At 55.1% G+C, this 21,479-nt stretch carries 17 protein-coding genes; 9 read left to right on the top strand and 8 right to left on the bottom strand.

Annotated elements, in window-relative coordinates:
* Positions 1–18 precede the first annotated feature (18 nt).
* Entirely contained in the window at positions 19–348 is a 330-nt protein-coding gene (locus IBT47_RS14435; RefSeq protein ID WP_200560957.1) for a DHCW motif cupin fold protein, read from the top strand.
* Here IBT47_RS14435 and IBT47_RS14430 read toward each other — a convergent pair whose 3' ends face one another.
* From IBT47_RS14430 to IBT47_RS14415, 4 genes are all read right to left on the bottom strand, one after another.
* Complete coding sequence (locus IBT47_RS14430) at positions 349–1,386, bottom strand: AI-2E family transporter (protein WP_200560955.1); 1,038 nt, start codon at positions 1,384–1,386, stop codon at positions 349–351.
* 80 nt (positions 1,387–1,466) lie between these two features.
* A complete protein-coding gene (locus tag IBT47_RS14425) occupies positions 1,467–3,122 on the bottom strand; it encodes an iron ABC transporter permease (protein WP_200560953.1) in 1,656 nt (551 codons plus the stop codon).
* 47 nt (positions 3,123–3,169) lie between these two features.
* Positions 3,170–4,144, bottom strand: a complete 975-nt coding sequence (locus IBT47_RS14420; protein WP_200547165.1) for an ABC transporter substrate-binding protein — start codon at positions 4,142–4,144, stop codon at positions 3,170–3,172.
* Positions 4,141–4,845 (bottom strand): ABC transporter ATP-binding protein, encoded by a 705-nt coding sequence (locus IBT47_RS14415; protein WP_200560951.1) that lies wholly within the window; start codon positions 4,843–4,845, stop codon positions 4,141–4,143. Before IBT47_RS14415 ends, IBT47_RS14420 begins: the two co-directional genes overlap by 4 nt.
* Positions 4,846–5,105: 260 nt before the next feature.
* On the opposite strand from IBT47_RS14415, the gene IBT47_RS14410 reads away from it, so the two are divergent.
* Positions 5,106–6,299 carry an MFS transporter gene (locus tag IBT47_RS14410; RefSeq protein WP_200560949.1) on the top strand — a complete coding sequence of 398 codons (1,194 nt, stop codon included), beginning with the start codon at positions 5,106–5,108 and terminating at the stop codon, positions 6,297–6,299.
* A gap of 103 nt (positions 6,300–6,402) precedes the next feature.
* Here IBT47_RS14410 and IBT47_RS14405 read toward each other — a convergent pair whose 3' ends face one another.
* Positions 6,403–7,218, bottom strand: coding sequence for a TIM barrel protein (locus IBT47_RS14405; protein WP_200560947.1), 816 nt, complete (start codon positions 7,216–7,218; stop codon positions 6,403–6,405).
* Positions 7,219–7,716: 498 nt separating this feature from the next.
* On the opposite strand from IBT47_RS14405, the gene IBT47_RS14400 reads away from it, so the two are divergent.
* Positions 7,717–9,222, top strand: coding sequence for a CoA-acylating methylmalonate-semialdehyde dehydrogenase (locus tag IBT47_RS14400; protein WP_200547161.1), 1,506 nt, complete (start codon positions 7,717–7,719; stop codon positions 9,220–9,222).
* Positions 9,223–9,287: 65 nt separating this feature from the next.
* Positions 9,288–10,106, top strand: a complete 819-nt coding sequence (gene iolB / locus IBT47_RS14395) for a 5-deoxy-glucuronate isomerase (RefSeq protein WP_200560945.1) — start codon at positions 9,288–9,290, stop codon at positions 10,104–10,106.
* Between the two features lie 130 nt (positions 10,107–10,236).
* On the opposite strand, the gene IBT47_RS14390 is transcribed toward iolB, so the two are convergent.
* Positions 10,237–11,142: an AraC family transcriptional regulator gene (locus IBT47_RS14390; RefSeq protein ID WP_200560943.1), complete on the bottom strand. Its 906-nt coding sequence runs from the start codon at positions 11,140–11,142 to the stop codon at positions 10,237–10,239.
* 181 nt (positions 11,143–11,323) lie between these two features.
* Here IBT47_RS14390 and IBT47_RS14385 point away from each other — a divergent pair, with 181 nt between their 5' ends.
* Positions 11,324–12,538: an MFS transporter gene (locus IBT47_RS14385; protein ID WP_200560941.1), complete on the top strand. Its 1,215-nt coding sequence runs from the start codon at positions 11,324–11,326 to the stop codon at positions 12,536–12,538.
* Positions 12,539–12,579: 41 nt separating this feature from the next.
* Here the strand turns inward: IBT47_RS14385 and IBT47_RS14380 are convergent, their stop codons facing one another.
* Positions 12,580–13,416, bottom strand: a complete 837-nt coding sequence (locus IBT47_RS14380; protein WP_105594105.1) for a MurR/RpiR family transcriptional regulator — start codon at positions 13,414–13,416, stop codon at positions 12,580–12,582.
* 631 nt (positions 13,417–14,047) lie between these two features.
* Between IBT47_RS14380 and IBT47_RS14375 the strand changes: the two genes are divergently transcribed.
* The 3 genes from IBT47_RS14375 (at position 14,048) to IBT47_RS14365 (ending at position 16,487) form a co-directional block, all read left to right on the top strand.
* Positions 14,048–14,539, top strand: a complete 492-nt coding sequence (locus IBT47_RS14375; RefSeq protein ID WP_200560939.1) for a fimbrial protein — start codon at positions 14,048–14,050, stop codon at positions 14,537–14,539.
* 89 nt (positions 14,540–14,628) lie between these two features.
* Positions 14,629–15,372 carry a fimbria/pilus periplasmic chaperone gene (locus IBT47_RS14370; protein ID WP_200560937.1) on the top strand — a complete coding sequence of 248 codons (744 nt, stop codon included), beginning with the start codon at positions 14,629–14,631 and terminating at the stop codon, positions 15,370–15,372.
* A 62-nt stretch (positions 15,373–15,434) separates the two neighbouring features.
* Positions 15,435–16,487, top strand: coding sequence for a fimbrial protein (locus tag IBT47_RS14365; protein ID WP_200560935.1), 1,053 nt, complete (start codon positions 15,435–15,437; stop codon positions 16,485–16,487).
* A 453-nt stretch (positions 16,488–16,940) separates the two neighbouring features.
* Here the strand turns inward: IBT47_RS14365 and iolC are convergent, their stop codons facing one another.
* Positions 16,941–18,863 (bottom strand): 5-dehydro-2-deoxygluconokinase, encoded by a 1,923-nt coding sequence (gene iolC / locus IBT47_RS14360; protein WP_200560933.1) that lies wholly within the window; start codon positions 18,861–18,863, stop codon positions 16,941–16,943.
* A 609-nt stretch (positions 18,864–19,472) separates the two neighbouring features.
* Between iolC and iolD the strand changes: the two genes are divergently transcribed.
* On the top strand, positions 19,473–21,407 hold the full coding sequence (gene iolD / locus IBT47_RS14355; protein WP_200546772.1) for a 3D-(3,5/4)-trihydroxycyclohexane-1,2-dione acylhydrolase (decyclizing): 1,935 nt from the start codon (positions 19,473–19,475) through the stop codon (positions 21,405–21,407).
* Positions 21,408–21,479 lie beyond the last annotated feature (72 nt).

The raw sequence follows: 21,479 nt of genomic DNA, 5'->3' as shown, positions 1-21,479 counted from the left end.
ACTCCATGGAGTTTGGCAATGAAATTAAGCGATATTCCTTTCGGCATAACGGACTGGTCGACGATTGAGGCAACGGAACATCCGGGGGAAACCGGCAGCGCATCGTGGCGCACGCAGCAGTTTGGTGACGTGCGCGTGCGTCGGGTGGACTATACCCCCGGCTATCTGGCCGATCACTGGTGCATTAAAGGGCATATTCTGCTGTGCCTGTCCGGCGAGCTGCATACCGAGCTTGACGATGGCCGCGTCTTTACCCTGCGTGCGGGAATGAGCTATCAGGTTGCCGATAATGCGGAAGCACACCGCTCCTGGACCGAGCACGGCGCACAGCTGTTTATCGTCGACTGATTATTTGACCGGGCGGCCATTGCCCAGCAGTATCGCCAGCTTGCTGCCGCCCGGCGTCGTTTCCATCAGAATCTTGCAGACGCTGGTCAACGGCACGGAGAGCAGCATCCCCACCGGCCCAAGCAGCCAGCCCCAGAAAATCAAAGACAGAAATACCACCAGGCTCGACAGCCCCAGTCCGCGCCCCATCAGCCGTGGCTCCAGCATATTGCCGCACAGCATATGAATGGCGATAAACAGTGCGGCTACCAGCCCGGCATCCAGCGGCGTGTTCAGCAGCAGCGCCTGCAATACCGGTGGGATACCGGCAATCACCGGGCCGATGTTGGGAATGTAGTTAAGCAGGAAGGCCACCGCCCCCCACAGCAGGGCAAATTTCACTCCCAGCGCCAGCAGCACCAGCCAGACGGCGAAGCCGGTAATCAGGCCAATCAGCGTTTTTAAGGCCAGATAATGCGTAACGCCCTTCAGTGCCCGGTGCAGCCCGGCAATGCGGATTTGTGGATTCACCAGCGCGTTACGCAGCTTATAGGGCAGGTGATGGACCTCAAACAGCATAAACACCACCGTCATCACCACCAGCACCAGCTGGGTCATCGCGCCGGAAATCTGCGTAAACATGCTGGTGGCCACGTTGACCATCGCACCGGGATCGAGCCGCTGCATCAGCGATTCGCTGGAAAGCCGAATGTGAAAACGCGCGGCGGCGTGTTGTAACACCGCGAGTTTCTGCTCTGCCTGTGACTGGAGCTGCGGATAGATCGCGCTGAATTCATCCGCCGAGCTGGCGATCATGCCTACCAGCATGGCTATGATCAGCAGGATCACGACCACCACCAGACTGATGGCCATGCCGCGCCGCAGACCGCGCCGCATCAGCGCGGTCACCAGCGGATTCAGTACGATAGCGAGGAACAGCGCCAGCAGGAAGGGCACCACGATCTCCGCCGAAAGCTTCAGTCCGGCCAGGATAACCACCAGGGTGGCCAGTTTTAGCAGGATGTTCTGCCCGATTTTCTCCTGTGGCAGTGGACTCATTGCGCCTCCGTTATTAACTGCTGTGCAGCAAGTGTAGCGGCTGCGGCAGTGAGTCCGCCGTTTTTAGGAATGATCGCCTGCTAAGAACGCTCCCCGCGCTGCATCAGCGCCAGCGCACTGAACATTAGCGTCAGCCCGGTGGTAATGGCAATGGTCGCCATCGCCATACCCTGGCCGACAGAACCCTGTTCGAACTGCCGCCAGATAAACACCGATACCGTCTGCATACCCGCCGGAGCCAGCAGCAGCGAGGTCACCAGCTCGCGCGAGCCGATAGCAAACACCATCAGCATCGCCGCCAGCAGGCTGGGGAACACCAGCGGCAGCACGATGTAGCGCAGCGCCTGGAACTGGCTGGCGCCGTGTACCCGCGCCGCCGGTTCCAGATTGCCGCCCAGCTGCTTCAGCGCGCTGCCCACGTAGCGCACCGGCCACGGTAGCAGCAGGCAGCAGTAGGAGAGCAGCAGGATCGGCCAGCTGTTATAGGGCGTTACCGGCCAGAACGGCTGATTCCACAGCAGAATTAACCCGACGCCGACCACCACCCCGGGCAGCACGGCGGGCAGCAGCGACAGCCCGTCGATAAAGACCGCCCCGCGGATTTTGCGCACCACCACCAGCCAGGCGGCAAGAAAGCCAATCACGCCGGTAATCAGCGCGGCGGCAAAGGCCAGCCCGAGGCTGGTGGAGAGCGCGTCCAGCGCGTCACCGTGCTGGGCAAACAGCGCACTGAAGTGGCGCAGGGTCACGTTCTCCAGCCGGATACCGCCGGAAAGGGTGGAAAGCAGGGCGCTGAGCAGCATCGAAGACATCGGCATGATCACCACAACGAAGGCCACCAGGCTGAACAGCACCAGCGCGGGCCAGCGCCAGTGGCCCAGCTGCGCGCCTTTGTTCAGCGCGGGTTTGCCGGTAATGCTGGTGACTTCTTTATTGCCCACCAGCTTACGTTGCAGGGTGTAAGCCGCCAGCGCCACCAGCACCAGCAGCATCGACAGCAGCGAGGAACCGGGCAGATCGATAGGCCAGTCCGCCAGGCGTTCTTCGATGCCGACCGTCAGCATCACCACGCCCGCGCGGGAGCCGAGCGCAGCCGGAACGCCGTACTCCTCAATGGCCAGAGTAAATGAAAGCAGTACTCCGGCCGCCAGCGCGGGCAGCATCATCGGTAATGTAACGTGCCAGAAGGCCCGCAGCGCGCTGGCACCGTGAACCCGCGCCACGATTGCCAGGTGCTGCCCGCTGGCGAGCAGGCTGCGCGACACGGCAAAATAGACCACCGGGAAGATATTCAGGGTCATGACCAGTGCAATGCCGTTCTGGCTGAACAGCAGATCGTTGAGATCGAAGCCGATCAGTTGATACAGATACCCGTTGTGCTGTAGCGCCAGCATCCAGCTGAGTGCGGCAATGTAGGGCGGCGTGAGGAACGGGATCAGCATGACCAGATCCCACAGGCGCGCCAGCGGCAGATCGAACAGCCCGCGCAGGGTGCCAAGAGGAATGCCGACCAGCGCGCTGAGAAGCGCCACCGTCAGGCCAATTTTAAGCGTACCGCTCAGCAGCGCAGGCAGCTGCGGGTCGCGCAGCAGTGCCGGAATCGGGCTGAACGCCCCGGCCAGCGAACCCTGGGCCAGATGCGGGAACAGCGCCTGTAACAGAATAAACAGCAGCGGCAGCGCAACCAGCACCACCAGCAGCGCCACCGTGAGCAGCGGCATCAGACGATAATTCATGGGCGATCCTGGAGGGTGGCACCGCTGAGGGTGCCACCGGATAGGGATTAAGGTTGTTTAAACAGGTCGGCGAAACGTTTTAACACGCTGCCGCGATCGGCACTGCCGCTGCTCTGTGCCGGAAGGATTTTCAGGTCGCTCAGCAGCGGGCGTTTGGCACCGACGTCTGAACGGGCAGGCATCAGCCAGGCATCGGCCACTTTCTGCTGGCCTTCTTCAGACAGCACGTAGTCGACAAAGGCTTTGGCATCCGCCGCATTCTGGCTGCTTTTCAGAATCATCATCGGGCGTGGAGCCACCACCGTACCGCTGGCCGGGAAGATCACTTTGATCGCTTCGCCGTCCTGGATGCTGCCGTAGGAAACATAATCCACCGCGCCAAACACAGCGGCTTTCGCACCCTGTAGCACCGGCGTCAGCGCCTGGGCGTTAGGGCCGGCAATCACCATGCCGTTATCCTTCAACTTGCTGAACAGCTGCCATGCACGATCGCCCATGCTGTTTTGCAGGCCAATCAGCAGATCGAGAGAGGCACCTGACAGGGACGGGTCCGGCGTGGTCACCTTACCTTTAAAGGCTTCTGCGGTCAGATCCTGCCACTCTTTTGGCTCCGGGGTGCCGCTCTTGGTGTTCCAGACGATCCCCAGCGCGGAGATCCCCTGCGCCACATAGTCGGCGGTTTTGAACTCAGCCGGGACTTTTTCCGCGTTCGGGCTTTGGTACGGCAGCAGCCAGCCGCGCTGCTGTAGCTCTTCGGCGGTATCCCAGGAGGCGGAAATCAGTACGTCCGCCTGCGGATTGGCCTGTTCGGCCTCCAGTCGTGCCATCACCTTACCGGTGGTGGCCTGGAAAATATTCACTTTTACGCCGGTCTGTTTTTCAAAGCCCGCGGCCAGGCCTTTTGCCAGCGATCCCGGCCCGGCGGTATAAACGGTCAGTGCCTGTGCGTCGGCGATCATCATGCCAGAAGTCAACAACATGGCGAAAATAGCTCCTGTCTTCATCGGATTAAACAATGTCATGCGGGTTCCCCAGAGAGTGAAGTAACGGTTTGAATAGCAGAAACGGAGCCCGCGGCCAGCCAGACGATGCGATCCGCCAGGATCTCCGCCTCGCGCCGGTCGTGGGTGACGTACACCGCGGTGGTGCCGAGCTGGCGCAGCAGCGTGGCCATCTCCAGACACAGCGACTCGCGCAGATCGGTATCAAGATTGGATAGCGGTTCATCGAACAGCAGGATTTTAGGTTCAGCGATAATCGCGCGTGCCAATGCGACACGCTGCTGCTGACCCCCCGACAGATCGGACGGCTTGCGTGCGGCGAAATCGCCGAGTCCGACGCGCTGTAGCGCCTGCATTACCCGCTGCTGGCGCTCATGGGCGGAGACCCGCCGCATCAGCAGGGGAAACGCCACGTTCTGCGCCACCGTCATATGCGGCCACAGGGCGTAATCCTGGAAAACCATGCCGATATCGCGCTGTTCGGGCGGCGTGCTTTTCGCGGCGCTGGCAATCAGCCGTTCGCCAAAATGCAGCGTGCCCTGCTGCGGCTCCAGCAGCCCGGCGAGAATTTTCAGCAGCGTGCTTTTGCCGCAGCCGGAAGGGCCGAGCAGGGCTACAATAGAGCCGGGTTCGATATCCAGATCGATGTGATTGAGTACGCGGTGTTCGCCAAAGGCATAACCAATACCTTTCAGCGTAACGGCGACGGGTGAGCGGGTCATGGCGACACTCCGTTATTGCGCGGGCGTGCCTGACCAGCCGCCGGCCAGGGCCGGTAGCATGTGCTCACCTGAATGAAGTTCAGGGGAGTAAAGACCATATTGTTATCCTCTTTGGGACTCTGTGGGGCGGAGTATAGAGAGGCTTTGTGACGAAAATATGGCGGTATTCGCGCCCGCTGCGGCGAATAAATATCCGTAGGACGCTAACGGTTCAGGTATAGTGAGGCCTCGACTTTTTTGCTTTGCGAGCCGTAATTTCCATGTCAGACCCGTCAGCAGGCGACGCCGCGCAATCCGGCCTGCGCTTAAATCTGCGCATTATCTCCGTTGTTATTTTCAACTTTGCCAGCTATCTGACCATCGGGCTGCCGCTGGCGGTACTGCCCGGCTACGTCCATGACGTGATGGGCTACAGCGCCTTCTGGGCCGGTCTGGTGATTAGTCTGCAATATTTCGCCACGCTGCTTAGCCGCCCTCATGCCGGGCGTTTTGCCGATCTCTGGGGACCGAAGAAAGTGGTGATCTTTGGCCTGTTCGGCGCGCTGATTTGCGGCATCTGCTACGCGCTGGCGGCACTGAGCAGCGCCATTCCCCTCGTGAGTTTGCTGCTGTTATGCCTCGGCCGCGTGGTGCTGGGCGTGGGGCAGAGCTTTGCCGGAACGGGTGCCACGCTGTGGGGCGTGGGTGTGGTGGGATCGCTGCATATTGGCCGGGTGATTTCGTGGAACGGGATTTTCACCTACGGCGCGATGGCGATCGGTGCGCCGCTGGGCGTGGCAATCTATATGTGGGGCGGTCTGCTGCTGCTGGCGGCGATAGTGATCGCCATCGCGCTGGTGGCGATTGTGCTGGCGTTCCCCCGGCCTGCAGTGAAAACCAGCAAGGGAAAACCGCTGCCGTTTCGCGCGGTGCTCGGGCGTATCTGGGGCTATGGTCTGATCCTGGCGATGGGCTCGGTGGGTTTCGGGGTGATCGCCACCTTTATTACCCTGTTCTATCAGGATAAAGGCTGGCAAGGTGCGGCTTTCGCCCTGACGCTGTTCAGCGTGGCGTTTGTTGGTACGCGTATGCTGTTCCCCAATGCCATTAACCGCTTTGGCGGACTGAACGTGGCGCTGGTCTGTTTCGCGGTTGAGGCGTTCGGGCTGCTGATGGTCTGGGGTTCGTGGGAGCCGTGGATGGCGAAAGTGGGTGCGCTGTTGACCGGTGCCGGCTTCTCGCTGGTGTTCCCGGCGATTGGCGTGGTGGCGGTGAAAGTGGTGCCGCCGCAGAATCAGGGCAGTGCGCTGGCGACCTATACGGCCTTTATGGATCTGGCGCTGGGAATAACCGGTCCGCTGGCCGGGCTGATTATGAGCTATGCCGGGGTGCCGGTGATTTATCTGCTCAGCAGCCTGCTGGTGTGTCTGGCGATACTGGCGACGCTATGGTTAAAACGGGTGACGACCGCATAAAAAAATGCGGCCCTGGAAGGCCGCTAAGTGACACAGATAAGAAGTGAAATCCGGCAGATTTGCCGGATTTTCCGTTGGCCGGATAAACCCGGCCACGGGATGTTTAGCCCTGCAGCAGTGCGATGCTCTGGCGAATTTCGCGCTCGATGTCCGCAGCGGTCCAGTTGTCCATGCTGGAAGCGAACGGCTCGAAGGCGTAGATGCCTTTGTAGCCCAGCTTCTCCAGGCGCTGTACCTGCGACACGCTCTTCAGGCGGTCGCCTTCGCTCAGCATGATGCGTTCTTCATCGGTCAGCTTGCTGGTTTCGCGATCGTCTTCCACGCCGGACAGGTGCACCAGCCCGATGCGATTAACATCCAGACCGGCGGCGAAGTCCTGTTCCGCGCCTTCATACAGATGGTGGTGGAAGGTATCCAGCACCAGGGTAAACGGCACATCCGCCTGGTCGATCAGCGCTAACGCCTGGCCTGCCGAGCGCAGCGAGCTGACCGGGAAGCCCAGCGGCTCAACCAGTCCTTTAACGCCGTAGCGTTCAAACAGCGGTGCCAGCGTACGCAGTGCGTTCACGGTATCTTCAGCAGAAACCGGCGTACCGTCGTTCAGCGGGCACATGACCAGCGCCTTCGCGCCGATACCCTGCGCATCCTTCAGCAGTCCTTCAGCGCGAGCCAGCAGGTCGTCGCTGATCTGGTTGAACGGATAAACGGCGTTAATCGTAATAATTTCCATGCCGTACTTTTCCGCCAGGTCTTTCACCTGCTGGTGACTGAGATCGTCAGTCACGCTGCCGCCTTTCATATCGTTACGCAGTTCAACCTTGCTCAGACCCAGCTTCTGCACCAGCTGGAAAAAGGCTTCAATGCTCAGGGCTGGGGCAATTTTACGGTTAATGCAAATGCGGGTTGGATCGATAGCCATGGGATGGCTCCTGTTTCAGTAGGGTAATAAAAAAAACTCCACCACAGGGCCAGTCTTACCCGATCCGCATGGTGCAGTAAAAGTACGCATAAGAAAACATTTATTTCATAGTTAGTGAATAATGAAATTTAAATTTTTAGATCCGCCTCTCAAAATTTCACCGCGCATAAAAAAACACCAGCAAAAACACGGGGAAATCGCCGCGAAAAGCGCGAACAATTCCGGGGGCGTTATCGTTACGTGGTAAAACCACTGTTCCGCATGTGGCCTGAGCTGGGGGCTTTATAGCGATGCCAGCAGGCAGGACCATTTACCCGGCAGAGCCTGACCGTGAAAAATGCGATCCATGCCGCTAAAACCGAATTTTCTAAAGTGAAATATTTGAAAAATTTATTCCAATATTATACTGTCATCCCACGCATTAGAGTTTTGCCCGGCCAGGTAGCGTTGTGATTCAGACTGCCTGCATGGGAACTATCACATCAAAGAGGCCAGAACATGACTATCGTAGGAAACTTTATTGGCGGTAAAACTTCCCTGAGCGCCAGCAACGAAACCATCCCGGTTTACGATCCGGCGACCGGCAAAGTCATCCGTGAACTGACGCAGAGCACCAGCGACGAAGTGGCACACGCCATTGAAGTAGCCCACAACGCTTTCGATAGCTGGTCACGCACTTCTCCACTGCGCCGCGCCCGTATCCTGTTCAACTTTAAAACCCTGATGGAACAGCATCGTGACGAACTGGCCGCGCTGATCGTGAGCGAGCACGGTAAAGTCTGGTCAGATGCACTGGGTGAACTGACCCGTGGTCTGGAAGTCGTTGAGTTCGCCTGTGGTATCCCACACCTGATCAAAGGTGAGAACTCAGCGGACGTCGGTACTGGCGTTGACAGCTACTCATTGATGCAGCCGCTGGGCGTGGTTGCGGGTATCACCCCGTTCAACTTCCCGGCGATGGTGCCACTGTGGATGTTCCCTATCGCGCTGGCCTGCGGTAACACCTTTGTTCTGAAGCCACCGGCTCTGGACCCGTCAGCGTCTGTTCGTATGGCTGAACTGCTGACCGAAGCGGGCCTGCCGGATGGCGTGTTCAACGTGATCCACAGCTCTAACGAAAACGCAGAGCAGCTGTATAAAGATCCGCGCGTTCAGGCAGTGAGCTTCGTGGGTTCTTCCGGCGTTGCCGAGCACATCTACACCACCGCCAGCGCACACGGTAAGCGCGTGCAGGCGTTCGGTGCGGCGAAAAACCACGCTATCGTAATGCCGGATGCCGATCTGGATGCCACCGTGAACGCCATCATGGGCGGCGCGTTTGGTTCTGCCGGCGAGCGCTGCATGGCGCTGCCAGTCGTTGTTGCCGTGGGCGACGACACCGCTGACAAACTGATTGCTGCACTGACTCCGCTGGTGAAAGCCCTGCGCGTGGGTCCTGGCATTCACAAAGGTAAAGACGAAAACGAAATGGGGCCGGTGGTTTCTGCTGCGCACCAGAAGAAAGTACTGGGCTACATCGACAAAGGCGAAGCGGAAGGCGCGAAACTGGTTGTTGACGGCCGTGGCATTCAGGTTGAAGGCAACCCGGACGGTTACTACGTTGGCGGTACTCTGTTCGATAACGTCACCACCGACATGGTTATCTGGCGTGAAGAGATCTTCGGACCGGTTCTGAGCATCGTGCGTGCCCCTGACTACAAAACCGCACTGGACCTGGTTAACAGCCACGAATTCGGTAACGGCAGCGCTATCTTCACCAGCAATGGCCACACCGGCCGCGACTTCGTACGTGAAGTGCAGGCGGGCATGGTTGGCGTTAACGTACCGGTTCCGGTACCGATGGCCTTCCACAGCTTCGGCGGCTGGAAACGTTCTGTCTTTGGCGCACTGAACGTGCATGGTCCGGACGGCGTGCGTTTCTACACCCGCATGAAGACTGCAACTGTTCGCTGGCCGAGCGGTCAGAAAACCGTGTCTGAGTTCAGCATGCCTACACTGGGCTAATCCTTTTCACCAACAATCCGCGCCGCCGGGCAGTTTGCGGCGGCGCGGGCAAAGGACAAAGCAGCATGTCATTATTAAATAAAGCAAAACAGCCCGATGCACAGGGCCGTATTCAGAACGTCACCCCGGAAAGTGCCGGCTGGCGTTATGTTGGCTTCGATGCCTATCTGCTGAAGAAAGGGCAGACCCTCACGCTTGAAAGCGGTGATAAAGAGCTGTGTCTGGTGCTGGTTGCGGGTCTGGCTTCGGTGAAAACCCGTCAGGCCGAGTTCCCGAATATCGGTAAGCGTATGTCGCCGTTTGAGCGCACGCCGCCGTATTCCGTCTACGTGCCGCACAACGAACAAATTGAAGTGGTGGCAGAGTCCGATCTGGAACTGGCGGTGTGTAATTCGCCAAGCCAGGGCAATCTGCCGGCACGTCTGATCGCGCCTGAAGATGTGGGCGTGGAGCAGCGCGGTAAAGGCCACAACAAGCGTCTGGTGCATAACATCCTGCCGGACAACAAGCCTGCCGACAGCCTGCTGGTGGTGGAAGTGTACACCAACGAAGGTGATACCAGCTCCTACCCAAGCCACAAGCACGACCAGGAAGATTCAGAAGACGAAACCTATCTGGAAGAGACGTACTATCACCGTTTCGATCCGGAGCGTGGCTTCGCCCTGCAGCGCGTCTATACCGACGATCGCTCGCTGGATGAGTGCATGGCGGTGTATAACCGCGACGTTGTTACCGTCCCGCGTGGCTACCACCCGGTAGCGACCATCGCCGGTTACGACAACTACTATTTGAACGTCATGGCTGGGCCGGTACGTTTATGGAAATTTACCTGGGAGAAAGATCACGCCTGGGTGAACAGCGATGAGTATCCGCGCAAGAAGTAAGTTGGTTTAGTTGTAGTGATGTACCCCAGAGGGATTCTGGCTGTAGCGATGCAGTCTGAAGCCCGAAGGAAAAGGTTGATGTTGAAAACAAGCTAATAAACGGGCGGCCACCTACGGGCTGCCCGTTTTTTTATGTCTGGCGTTTACCGCTGACCGAGGTGGGCGTGCGGCCGTAAAAGCGCTGGAAGGCAGCGCTGAAGCTGGAAAGATGCTGGTAGCCAACCTTCCACGCCACGGTGGAGACGTGCAGTCCGCTTTCCAGCAGTTCCCAGGCGTGAGCCATGCGGATTTCCGTCAGCATACGGTGCGGGGTGGTATTGAACAGCGCCCGGAACCCCTGTTTCAGCGCGAATTCGTTGGTGCCGACCTGGGTACAGAGCCAGGCAACGGTGAGTGGACGGTCGTAATGCTGTTGCAGCAATTCGCGTGCGCGTGCCAGCCTGTCCTGGGCCACACCGTTTAGTTCCCGGGAATTGACTGGCGGAGGGGAGAGCAATCGGGCCTGTTCCGCCAGCAGCGTCAGCGCCGCAATCTGTATTTCAAGACCGCTGGACGCACTGCCATGGAGTGTCGCAATCCGCTCAGCCAGCTGCTGAATGCTGCTGCCGTGCTGGCCGGAGAATAAAGAGTGGACCTGATTATCTCTCTGCCGACCGCTGAGCAGACCGGTCAGCGCATACTGTTCCATTAGCGGCTCATCGATAATTAGCCGTAGCTGGCGCACCTGCTGGCCCGCCGGGAAAAAGCGCTCGCCGTGGCTACGGGAAAACAGGGCAACGGTGCTGTGACCGGCACGAAAATGATACTGACTGCCGTCGCGGGCATGGGTGACGGTGCTGCCTTCCAGCGCAATGGCGATAGTCAGGCTACGTATATCCCGCTCTGCGATACCCGGCTCGCGGAGTTCCCTGCGGGGTTGGTAGTGGCAGTAGGCCATGGACAGTCCTTCATCCAGCTGTAAACGATCGACAAACCCTCGGCAGGAAGCGTGCGCGCTCGGCTGTCTTTGCCAGCAGAAACGTGGTGCTGAATTCATCTTGCCCTCTTCTTGCTGCGGGTTGGCTCCGCTTTGCCTAAACAAAGCTCCGTTATGCCTAAGAAGCGAATGATACACAATCTCATTAAGAACTTATAGTGACCTGCGGGCTATTCACGGCCTGACTCAGCATCGCGCCACAAACGGAGCGAGGATAGAAATCACCAATTCGGAGTGAGAAATGAACGAATTATCAGACGGCAATCGCCGCCTCGCCGGGGGCGCGATGGCGCGGCCAGGACAGCTCTGGCTGCTTTGGCTGGGCTTCATCATGGTGTCGCTGAATATGCGGCTGATCTTTGCAACGGTGGGGCCGCTGCTGTCGGCGCTGCACCTGAGTTTTACCTCAACGCTGCTGGTGACCACGCTGCCACTGGTGCTGCTGAGCGTTTTCTCTATCACCGGCGTGAAGCTGCGCCAGCGAATGGGGGAAGAGCGGGCGCTGTTTGTGGCGCTGGTTCTGCTGTGCCTCGGTTGTGCTATGCGCGGAGGAGGAGAGTCCATGCTCCTGCTGGGCACGGCGATTGGCAGTGTGGGTATTGCGGTGATGAACGTCATTATGCCCGCGCTGGCGCGTAAGCGTTTTCTGCCGCAGCAGATGGGGTCGGTAATGGGAATTTATGCGCTGATGCTGGGTGTCGGGGCGGTAATCGGTGCCGGTGGCGCTTTCCCACTGTTCCTTTCGCTGGGGGCGGATGAGGTGGCCGCTTATCAATCCCTTGGGCTGTGGGCGATCCCGGCGCTGCTGGCGCTGCTGATCTGGCTGCCGCAGCTGCGTCACTCCGTTGCGGCGGGGCAGGTTTCCGGGGGGCACAACGGTGTGGGGAACGATCTGTATCGCCAACGCGTGGCGTGGTCGGTGACGCTATTTTTTGGATTGCAGGTGCTGAATCTGTATGTCTTCCTTGCGTGGATGCCGACCATTTTCACCAGCCGGGGCTCATCGCCTGAAAGTGCTGCGCTGCTGTTTTCCGCTTCGCAGTTTAGCCTGATGATTGGCGGCTTCCTGGTGCCGTTCCTGGCGGCGCGCGCGCGCGATCAGCGCGGATTTATGGTCCTCACCATTTTGTGCTGCCTGGTGGGCACGCTCGGGATCCTGTATGCCCCCGCGAATACCGCGATGGTGTGGGTGCTGCTGCTGGGGTTTGGTCAGGGTGCCGGTCCGGGGCTGGGAACCTATCTGTTTGTTGTCCGCAGCGCCAGTGGTGAAAGTGCTGCCCGGCTCTCTGCGATGGCACAGAGCGTCGGCTATCTGATCGCCGGATTGGGGCCGCTGCTGGTGGGCTATCTGAGGAAATCTGTCGGTAGCTGGGATCTGCCGCTGTTGCTGGTGGCCGGGCTGCTGGTACTTGAACTGCTGGTTTGCCTGCCTGCCGGGAAGAATCAGCGGATATGAGGTGTAACCGGCGCTGGCAGGAGGCGAGCGCCGGTATGCATTTAGTTGGCGTTATTCAGCGCCAGCGAAACTGCCAGCGTCTGTGCCAGGCACAGGGAAGCCACCTGAGAACGGAATCCGTCAACCTGCGCCTCGCGCACCACGAAGCAGACGTCGCTAAAGGCGGCCAGCGGACTCACCTGGCTGTCGGTAATGGCTATCTGATGGGCACCGCGTTTGGCTCCCAGCTCAACCAGTTCAACCGCTTCACGCGCGTAAGGTGAGTAGCTGATGGCAATCACCACATCTTTTGGGTTTACCATGCTCAGCTGTTCGGCAAACATGCCACCCAGACCGTCGATTAAAAATGCACGGCGCTCAAGGTGGCGCAGAGCGTAGGTCAGGTAGGAGGCCACGCTGAACGAACGGCGCAGACCAATCACGTAGATGTTATCGGCCTCATCGAGCATTTTGACCGCTTTTTCCAGCTGCTCGGGGTTAATCTGCATTGCCAGCTGCTGAAGCGCCTGCGAGTTCACCATAGTGAACACATTCAGGATCTCAGCCGGATTTTCCGGTGCAGTTGGCGTTTCATCTGTCGCGGTCTGGCGGAACAGACGTGCACGTTCGGTGTAGTTGACCGTTTCTTCCATCAGGTGCTGACGGAACACCTGCTTCATTTCATTGAAGCCGCTGAAGCCAAAGGCATTCGAGAAACGAATTAAGGTGGAAGGCGGTACGTCTGCCTGCTGTGCAATGGAAGCGACGGTGTCGAAGGCGATACTGTTACTGTTATCCAGAATATAGCGAGCCACCTGCTTCAGGCGTTTGCTTAAGGTGTCATAACGGCGACGGATGTCGTCCTGTAGCAGTGAAAGCTGTGTTGGATTGTTGGTCATTAAGCGGCTCGCTAATCTCAAAATTGATGTTCTTCTGAACGCCATTCTACCAGATGAACAAAAAATTTCACTTGATGAAGAAAGCAGCGCCTTTTATTTCATCAGGGTTGGGAATTGGTTCACAAAATTGCAACGAACTGGCAAAAACTCAGCGGCAGTATATCTCCTGGAATGAGGTGGCGAAATCTCTGTTTCAGCATTTTATGCTGCATATTTGTCAGCGTTAAGATACGTTGTTGGTGATGACAGAACCGCTGTTCAAATCTGATCATGTCCTTGACAATTTTCCAGTTATGGCATGGGTCTTGACTACCAGATGCGCGGTTTCAGCATTTATCCTATTGATATAATATGCATTTATGGTGCAATCGTAGTGTTATTAACTGTTTTTTTTAGAAATTATGTTTTTTTATATCGTATGTATTATTTGCTGATTTTATCAGAAAAGGAAATTATCGAAATTAACCCATGGATGATTTAACATTTCCAGGCTAAAGCATAATTGATTATAATTAAATCTAACTTGGCTAATTTCGTTTTTTTCTTAGATGGAATTTATTATCGTCAGTATATAATAATCTTATCTTGATGATGAATTGCCTCTGCTGAAATAGTAAAAAATGGAAGATATATGTGTGCATGGAAGATAGCTGCAATAGCGTTTCTATTCGGGGTTTGTCTACCCGGTTACGCTGTTGATACGGGAATGATGACTGTTAATTTCAGAGGTCGCGTTGTTGATAAAAACCCATGCACTATCAACAATGATGAACAGATTATCGTACCTTTTGGAAATATTTCAAAGAAAGACGCCGATGGTGTAACGATTAAAAAGAATCTGAATGTTAGTGTGAAATGTACCGGCTTGAGTTCAGGTGACGGATTAAGAATGAAAATCGTAGGTACATCAGATACCTATGACTACATTCTTGATACAAACATGAAAGGTATGGGGATTGTTTTTTATAAAAATGGAAGCCGGGTTGATATTAACACATGGTTCAATTTACCTAATCCTGCAGATAGTCTGATACTGGCAGCATCCCCTAATATTATTGGTGAAAATATTTCAACTGGCGGTGATTTTAATGCATCAGCAACTTTGCTAATTAATATTCAATAGGTATTATTTAAAAAATTTATGATGATCGAGATTTAACTGGGTGCATAGGTTAATTTTTAGATGATGATGAAAAAACAGATGGATACGTTATGTTTTTATCAGTAAGTCGCCTTCTTTTTCTGTTGATATTTATATTTTCCCCAATGACTTATGCCGCGATTGCCATACAGCAGTCACGAGTCATTTTCGACAGTGATAAATCATCACAAAGCCTGTTGGTGATTAATCAAAATCCTTATGACCCTTACCTTGCACAGGGGTGGATAGAGGACGAAAATGGCAAGCGTGTCCAGGGGCCGTTGTTGATACTGCCTCCTATTCAGCGTTTAGAACCTGGGGAAAACTCGCAGATTAAAATACAGGCGCTACCTTCGGCGAGATTGTTGCGTCAGGACCGGGAAACGTTGTTTTACTTAAATCTGCGGGAGATCCCTCCCCGCGTTAAGGGAGGGAATACCTTCCAAATTGCTTTGCAAAATCGTATCAAGATCTTCTATCGCCCTGTGGGATTGAAAAACCTGGATCTTGCCAGTCCATGGCAGTCACAGCTTGTATTAACGCGACGGGATAATCGCTGGGAGATTGCAAATCCAAGCCCGTATTACATCACGCTGGTGGATGCGCAGACCCATCATAAAGGACAAAAAATCGCTGATTTTACGCCATTCATGTTGGCGCCGGGCTCCAGTGAAATGTTGCCGGGTGATATCGGCGATTATGGAAATGCTCCGGTATTTACCTATTTGAATGACTATGGTGGCCGCCCAGAAGTTACTTTTAAATGTAGCCAGGAACGCTGTAATGTCATCACCAATCGGGTTCCATCTGATTAATATCCGCGATCTTTTCTTGTAATAACGTTTATCTTAAATTTAATAAATTCGCGATGGTAATCATGAAATTAATCAAAATTATTTTCGGTAGCATTTTTCCGATAAAGGTATTGACGCTTCTGACATTGACCATTTCAACGGCATATGCTGTCCCCTCTGTACCACCGGGAATGCCGAATGGTGGATGCTGGGCCGATCCAATGAACAATTTAAATGTATCATTAAATGCATCTATGTTTAGTTCAAATCTGGCAGGTGCGACGGCAACGGTCCCATTCATTACACAACCCAATCATTATCCAGGATGGTGCTATAGTGAATATGGAGCAAGGAGTGCATCTTATTTTTCAGTGGATAAAGGTATAAACACACCAGGGAAGTACTCGGGATATAATAAACTGACGGATGATGTTGATTTCCGTATCGGTATTGTTTTCGTGGACGCCAGTACTGGGCTTTCTGGTGAGTATTATCCTCCTCTTGTGAATGAATACTTTGGTTCACTGATGGGCCCTACGGGAAAAGGCGTTACCAAGCTGTCTGATGCTTATGTAGGTAATAATGGAAAAGTTTATTTTAAACTTCGCCGGAAATTAATAGGTGGTGCATTCCATATTCCCGCAGGGTTGGAGCTGGCTAGTTTATACCGCTATGTCTATTCAGGCGAGCGCCCAAATATACCGATATATCGTCTTATAACGCAACAGGCCATCATCCCTATTCCTGTCGAATGTAGTATTAATGAGGGGAAAACGATGGACATTAATTTTGGCCTGATTGACAGCTCCGTGTTAACAACGTCGGCACTGTCATCACCCTATCAGGATAACCGTCAGCTTAAGTACAAATGTAATACCACGCTGAGCCAAAATATTAAAGTTAACCTTATCGCAGAAAGTGCATCTTTCGGCGATGCCATAAGAACCTCAAACCCGAGGATTGGTGTTGTCATGCTATATAATAATAAGCCGGTAAAGCCGAATGACGGTTTTCAGACTACGTTATACAATGGCTCAGGTAGCGATTATGTCAAGTTTGCTGTGGTAGGAAATGGTTCAAAACCCGCGGCCGGTGATTTTAATGGGTCAGCAGTACTTATTATTGGGCAATTATAAAACGTTCAGTGTGAATAGTTAAATTTATCCGTTTTTCGGGGGGTGTTTACCCCTCTTATTTTTTCTTTTGATTTTTTTTCGTGATTCCTGAGTTTTTAATCTTGACGTGGCATGCTGGCGGAAAATTTTCTCTAAAAAGACGCCTAAAATAACGTAGTCATTTTCATAATAAATATAGATCAGAGGGCTGGGGCTCAGTGAGAATATGCCTGGCTACTGGTACTTCAAAATGAAGTGAAAATCTTCGTGATTTTGGAACATTATGGCTTATTATCTTCATCATTTTACCCTCTGCTTTTTATATCAATAATCAATTCATGAAATAAATCAATCGAATGCTTTTGGTAGCTTCATGTAATAAAAAGAAGTGTTGGAAGTGATGTGCTCGCCATATGAAAACTCCCCGACAGAACCAGAATGAATTCTGATATCCGTCAGGGAGTGTGCTACTGATTACTTAGCCGGGCGTGCTTCGCGCCAGTAGCTAATCAGCGTCAGGTAATTGCTTTTAACTTTGGCAATCAGCGAGGCATCATCCAGCTCACCCTGCAGCCACTGGCGTGACGGCTGGCCGAAGATGGTGCGGCCTACCGCGAAGCCTTTGACCCATGGGCTCTTCGCCGCAGCGGCAAAGCCCGCTTTCAATTCGGCTTCCGGCGCGTCCAGGCCCAGCAGCAGGATACCGCGGCAGTGCGGATCGTTTTTCTCGATCAGCGCGCTGATAGCTTCCCATGATGCGTGTGACAGCGGCGGCAGTTTCCACCAGTCAGGCTGAATGCCCATGCTGTAGAAGTGGGTCAGAATTTCCAGATAGTACTTCTCATCTTTATCCGGGTTGCTTTCCGGCAGGATCACTTCCAGCAGCAGCTCATGGCCAGATTTGTTACAGCCTTTCCACACATCCAGGATCAGGTCGTCCTGCTCTTTACGCATTTCCGCGCTGTCGTGCGGATGGTAGAAGGTCAGACACTTGACCACGTGTTCCTGCGGCCAGTCCACCAGCTGGGAACCGATGTTGCCGTGCTCAAGGCGCAGCGGACGAGAGCTTGGCTGCTCGATCGGGCGACCAATCCACCAGCCTTTACCGGTAATCGCGTTCAGCGCGGGTTGGCCGTAAGTCGTGTCCGCCAGAATACCGCAGCGGCCATCGTCCAGACCGGCTTCGCGAGCCGCTTCCTGTGCACCCTGCAACAGCAGCGTTTTCAGTTCTGGAATGCGTGAATCGTCGAAGCCCGCTTCGGCAGCCATGTCGGCCAGCTGTTTGCGGTGGTCGAAGGCGAAGATGTTCAGTTCGGTCCACTCCTGCTTACGCGTGGTGACGCGGTGCAGGTGGTTCAGACGTGCGTCCAGATCCGGGCGCTTAACGTCTTTATCGCGGCTGAGGAAATCATCCAGCTCTTCTTTCGTTGGCATGGCTGGCGCACAGCCGTGGCGAGAAACCACCAGCGCACCGCAGGCATTCGCGTAACGGCATGCCTGTTCCCAGCTTTCGTCGTTCAGCCAGCCGCGCAGCAGGCCGGACATAAAAGCATCGCCCGCGCCGAGTACGTTCAGCACTTCCACACGCACGCCGCTTTGCAGCTGTGTTTCTTCCCAGCTGTCCGGGATATCGCCTTCGAAGACGACGCAGCCCAGCGGGCCACGTTTGCAGACCAGCGTCGCTTTGGTCGCTTTACGCACGTTTTTCAGCGCAGTCAGGCTGTCGGTGCTGCCACCGGCAATGTGGAACTCTTCTTCCGTTCCCACCACCAGGTCGAAATAGTGCAGAACTTCCTGCAGCTGCTGGGTAACACGGTCGGATTCAACGAAACGTGTTTCGCCGTCGCCCAGTGAGGTCAGACCCCACAGCACCGGGCGGTAGTCGATATCCAGCGCGGTACGCAGGCCGTGACGGCGGGCGATTTCCAGCGCTTTCAGCACGGCTGCACGGGTATCCGCGTGGGAAAGGTGCGTGCCGGTCACGGCAACGGCGCGGGAAGAAGCGATGTAGTCTTCCTGAATATCGTCCGGCACCAGGCCCATATCGGCACAGTTGTCACGGTAGAACACCAGCGGGAAGGTTTCCTGATCTTTGATCCCCAGGATGACCAGACCGGTTAGACGCTTTTTATCGGTGATCAGGCTCTGAGTGTCGCAACCTACGCGCTGAAGCTCTTCCCGCAGGAAGCGGCCCATATGCTCATCACCAACGCGCGCCAGCATGCCTGATTTCAGGCCCTGGATTGCAGTACCGTAAGCCACGTTACCGGATGAGCCACCCAGATATTTGGCAAAGGTGGTTTCATCTTCAAGGCGCGCACCGATTTGCTGGCCATAAAGGTCGACGGCGATGCGCCCGATACAAATCACATCAAGCCGCTTCTGTTGTGTACTCATACCTGTTTTTTCCTTCTGTGATGTACCCTGGTCATCGGCGTTTTTTCGCGGTTGATTAGCCGCCGGTGGTTTCGGGTAAAGCCGACTCTGTTTGAGCTTCTCCAGCAGATCGGTGGCACGCCAGCCCGATCGAATCCGGATCTAACATGCCAACGAGTATGAGGAATAAAAATTCCAATTTCAATATGAAATGAAATTATTGCCCCAAAAGTGTGAGGTGGTTAAAACTCTTGCACAGCGCTATATCCGCCCGACAGAGATAACGCCGTTTCAGGCAGCTCAGGAGTTGTGAGCGATATCTCAACTTTCTTAGATAACAAGAGTAAACATATTGAAGTGAAAGGGTTTTTATCATTTTATGTCTGGATGGCACCTGGCGTTTCATTTCCCCCCTGCCGATCCCCCCATTCATCCTCGTTTCAACGCAGAATTTGATCTCACTCGCAAAATGAAATGTTTCTTCTGTAATTCTGTTTAGTGAAAAAAATATTTGTTTATAATCGGCTCACGTTTCACTTATAGCTGTCGCCGATTTCTCACCAGGGCGACCAAAAATGCGAATACCGGTGGACCTGAGTGTGGCGTCCCCGACAAATAAAGGAAGAGCAAATGGGCAAGATCAGATTAACTACAGCACAGGCTCTGGTCAGATTCCTGGACAACCAGTATCTGTCGGTAGACGGCGTTGAGACCAAATTCGTTAAGGGCATTTTTGCCATCTTTGGCCACGGCAACGTGCTGGGTCTGGGCCAGGCTCTGGAACACAACAACGGCGATTTGGTGGTGTATCAGGGCCGTAACGAGCAGGGTATGGCGCATGCGGCAATGGGCTATGCCAAGCAGAAGCTGCGCCGCGAGATTATCGCCTGTACTTCTTCCGTCGGACCGGGCGCGGCCAACATGATTACCGCTGCGGCGACCGCCACCGCTAACCGCATTCCTTTATTACTGCTGCCGGGCGATGTGTTTGCCACCCGCCAGCCGGATCCGGTTCTACAGCAGATTGAGCAGAGCCACGATCTGAGCATCAGCACCAACGACGCCTTCCGCGCCGTCAGCAAATACTGGGACCGCGTTAACCGTCCTGAGCAGCTGATGACCGCCTGTATCAACGCCTTCCGCGTGCTGACCGACCCGGCAGAAACCGGCGCGGTGACCATTTCTCTGCCGCAGGATGTGCAGGGTGAAGCCTATGACTTCCCGGAATATTTCTTCCAGAAGCGTGTGCACCGCATTGAGCGCCGTCTGCCAACCGAAGGCCAGCTGGCCGACGCGCTGAAGCTGATTGCTGAAAAACACAAGCCGATGATCATCTGCGGCGGCGGGGTGAAGTACTCCGGCGCGGGCGCAGCGCTGCTGGCCTTCGCCGAGCGTCACGGTATCCCGTTTGCTGAAACTCAGGCCGGTAAAGGCACCATCGTTTCCGACCATCCGCTGAACGTGGGCGGCGTGGGTGAAACCGGCTGCCTGGCCGCTAACCTGTTGGCGAAAGAGGCCGACCTGGTGATTGGTATCGGTACGCGCTACACCGACTTTACCACCGCGTCAAAATGGATCTTCCAGAACCCGGACGTGAACTACATCAACATCAACGTCAGCAATTTTGATGCCTACAAGCTGGATGCGGTGCAGGTTGTGGCCGATGCCCAGGAAGCGCTGAACGCGCTGAACAGCCGCGTGGAAACGATCCGCAACGGCTGGGGTGAGCAGGTAAGCCAGGCACAGAGCAAGCTGCTGAAAGAAACTCAGCGCGTTTACTCGGCGGTGTACAGCGAAGAAAACTTCGTGCCGGAAATCGCTGACCACATTGACCGCGAAGCGCTGTTTGCCGAGTTCAACCGTCTGACCGGTTCATTCCTGACGCAGAGCAGCGTACTGGGGACGCTCAACGAGCACCTCCCAAAGGATTCGGTGATTGTCGCCGCCGCGGGCAGCCTGCCGGGCGATCTGCAGCGCATGTGGCGCACCAAAGATTACAACAGCTATCACGTCGAGTATGGCTACTCCTGCATGGGCTACGAGGTCAACGCTTCTCTCGGCGTTAAGCTGGCCGAGCCGCACCGTGAGGTTTACACCATGGTAGGCGACGGTTCATTCCAGATGCTGCACTCCGAACTGGTTACTTCGATTCAGGAAGGCGCCAAAATCAACGTGGTGCTGCTGGATAACATGACCAACGGCTGCATTAACAACCTGCAGATGGAACACGGTATGGACAGCTTCACCACCGAGTTCCGCTTCCGTAACGCGGAAACCGGCAAGCTGAACGGTGGCTTTGTACCGATTGATTTCGCCGCGATTGCCGCAGGCTACGGCTGCAAAACTTACCGTATTACCACGCTGGAAGAGCTGAAGGCCGCGCTGATTGATGCGCAGAAGCAGACTGTTTCCACCCTGTTCGATATTAAAGTTCTGCCGAAAACCATGATCCACAAGTATTTCAGCTGGTGGCGCGTGGGCGGAGCACAGGTTTCCGACTCTGAGCGAGTGGACGCCGTTGCCCGTAAGCTTAACGAGCATATCGACCAGGCTCGCGAATATTAATAACGCATTTTTTATTGTTCCTTTTGCTGTTCTTTTTTGCCTTTAAAGCGCGGGCTGCTTAGCCCGCTTTTA

The sequence above is a fragment of the Erwinia sp. S43 genome (assembly GCF_016624745.1).
GTDB lineage: Bacteria > Pseudomonadota > Gammaproteobacteria > Enterobacterales > Enterobacteriaceae > Erwinia > Erwinia coffeiphila.
The sequence above is the reverse complement of the archived record's forward strand: the minus strand, read 5'-3'. Positions and strand labels throughout refer to the sequence as shown.

Bases quoted from the DNA above. Each gene is read 5' to 3' on its own strand.
- IBT47_RS14365 (WP_200560935.1), top strand. From the start codon at position 15,435: ATGAAATTAATCAAAATTATTTTCGGTAGCATTTTTCCGATAAAGGTA.
- IBT47_RS14375 (WP_200560939.1), top strand. From the start codon at position 14,048: ATGTGTGCATGGAAGATAGCTGCAATAGCGTTTCTATTCGGGGTTTGT.
- iolD (WP_200546772.1), top strand. From the start codon at position 19,473: ATGGGCAAGATCAGATTAACTACAGCACAGGCTCTGGTCAGATTCCTG.
- IBT47_RS14380 (WP_105594105.1), bottom strand. From the start codon at position 13,416: ATGACCAACAATCCAACACAGCTTTCACTGCTACAGGACGACATCCGT.
- IBT47_RS14370 (WP_200560937.1), top strand. From the start codon at position 14,629: ATGTTTTTATCAGTAAGTCGCCTTCTTTTTCTGTTGATATTTATATTT.
- IBT47_RS14400 (WP_200547161.1), top strand. From the start codon at position 7,717: ATGACTATCGTAGGAAACTTTATTGGCGGTAAAACTTCCCTGAGCGCC.
- IBT47_RS14415 (WP_200560951.1), bottom strand. From the start codon at position 4,845: ATGACCCGCTCACCCGTCGCCGTTACGCTGAAAGGTATTGGTTATGCC.
- IBT47_RS14390 (WP_200560943.1), bottom strand. From the start codon at position 11,142: ATGAATTCAGCACCACGTTTCTGCTGGCAAAGACAGCCGAGCGCGCAC.
- IBT47_RS14430 (WP_200560955.1), bottom strand. From the start codon at position 1,386: ATGAGTCCACTGCCACAGGAGAAAATCGGGCAGAACATCCTGCTAAAA.
- IBT47_RS14420 (WP_200547165.1), bottom strand. From the start codon at position 4,144: ATGACATTGTTTAATCCGATGAAGACAGGAGCTATTTTCGCCATGTTG.
- IBT47_RS14435 (WP_200560957.1), top strand. From the start codon at position 19: ATGAAATTAAGCGATATTCCTTTCGGCATAACGGACTGGTCGACGATT.
- iolB (WP_200560945.1), top strand. From the start codon at position 9,288: ATGTCATTATTAAATAAAGCAAAACAGCCCGATGCACAGGGCCGTATT.
- IBT47_RS14385 (WP_200560941.1), top strand. From the start codon at position 11,324: ATGAACGAATTATCAGACGGCAATCGCCGCCTCGCCGGGGGCGCGATG.
- IBT47_RS14405 (WP_200560947.1), bottom strand. From the start codon at position 7,218: ATGGCTATCGATCCAACCCGCATTTGCATTAACCGTAAAATTGCCCCA.
- iolC (WP_200560933.1), bottom strand. From the start codon at position 18,863: ATGAGTACACAACAGAAGCGGCTTGATGTGATTTGTATCGGGCGCATC.
- IBT47_RS14425 (WP_200560953.1), bottom strand. From the start codon at position 3,122: ATGAATTATCGTCTGATGCCGCTGCTCACGGTGGCGCTGCTGGTGGTG.
- IBT47_RS14410 (WP_200560949.1), top strand. From the start codon at position 5,106: ATGTCAGACCCGTCAGCAGGCGACGCCGCGCAATCCGGCCTGCGCTTA.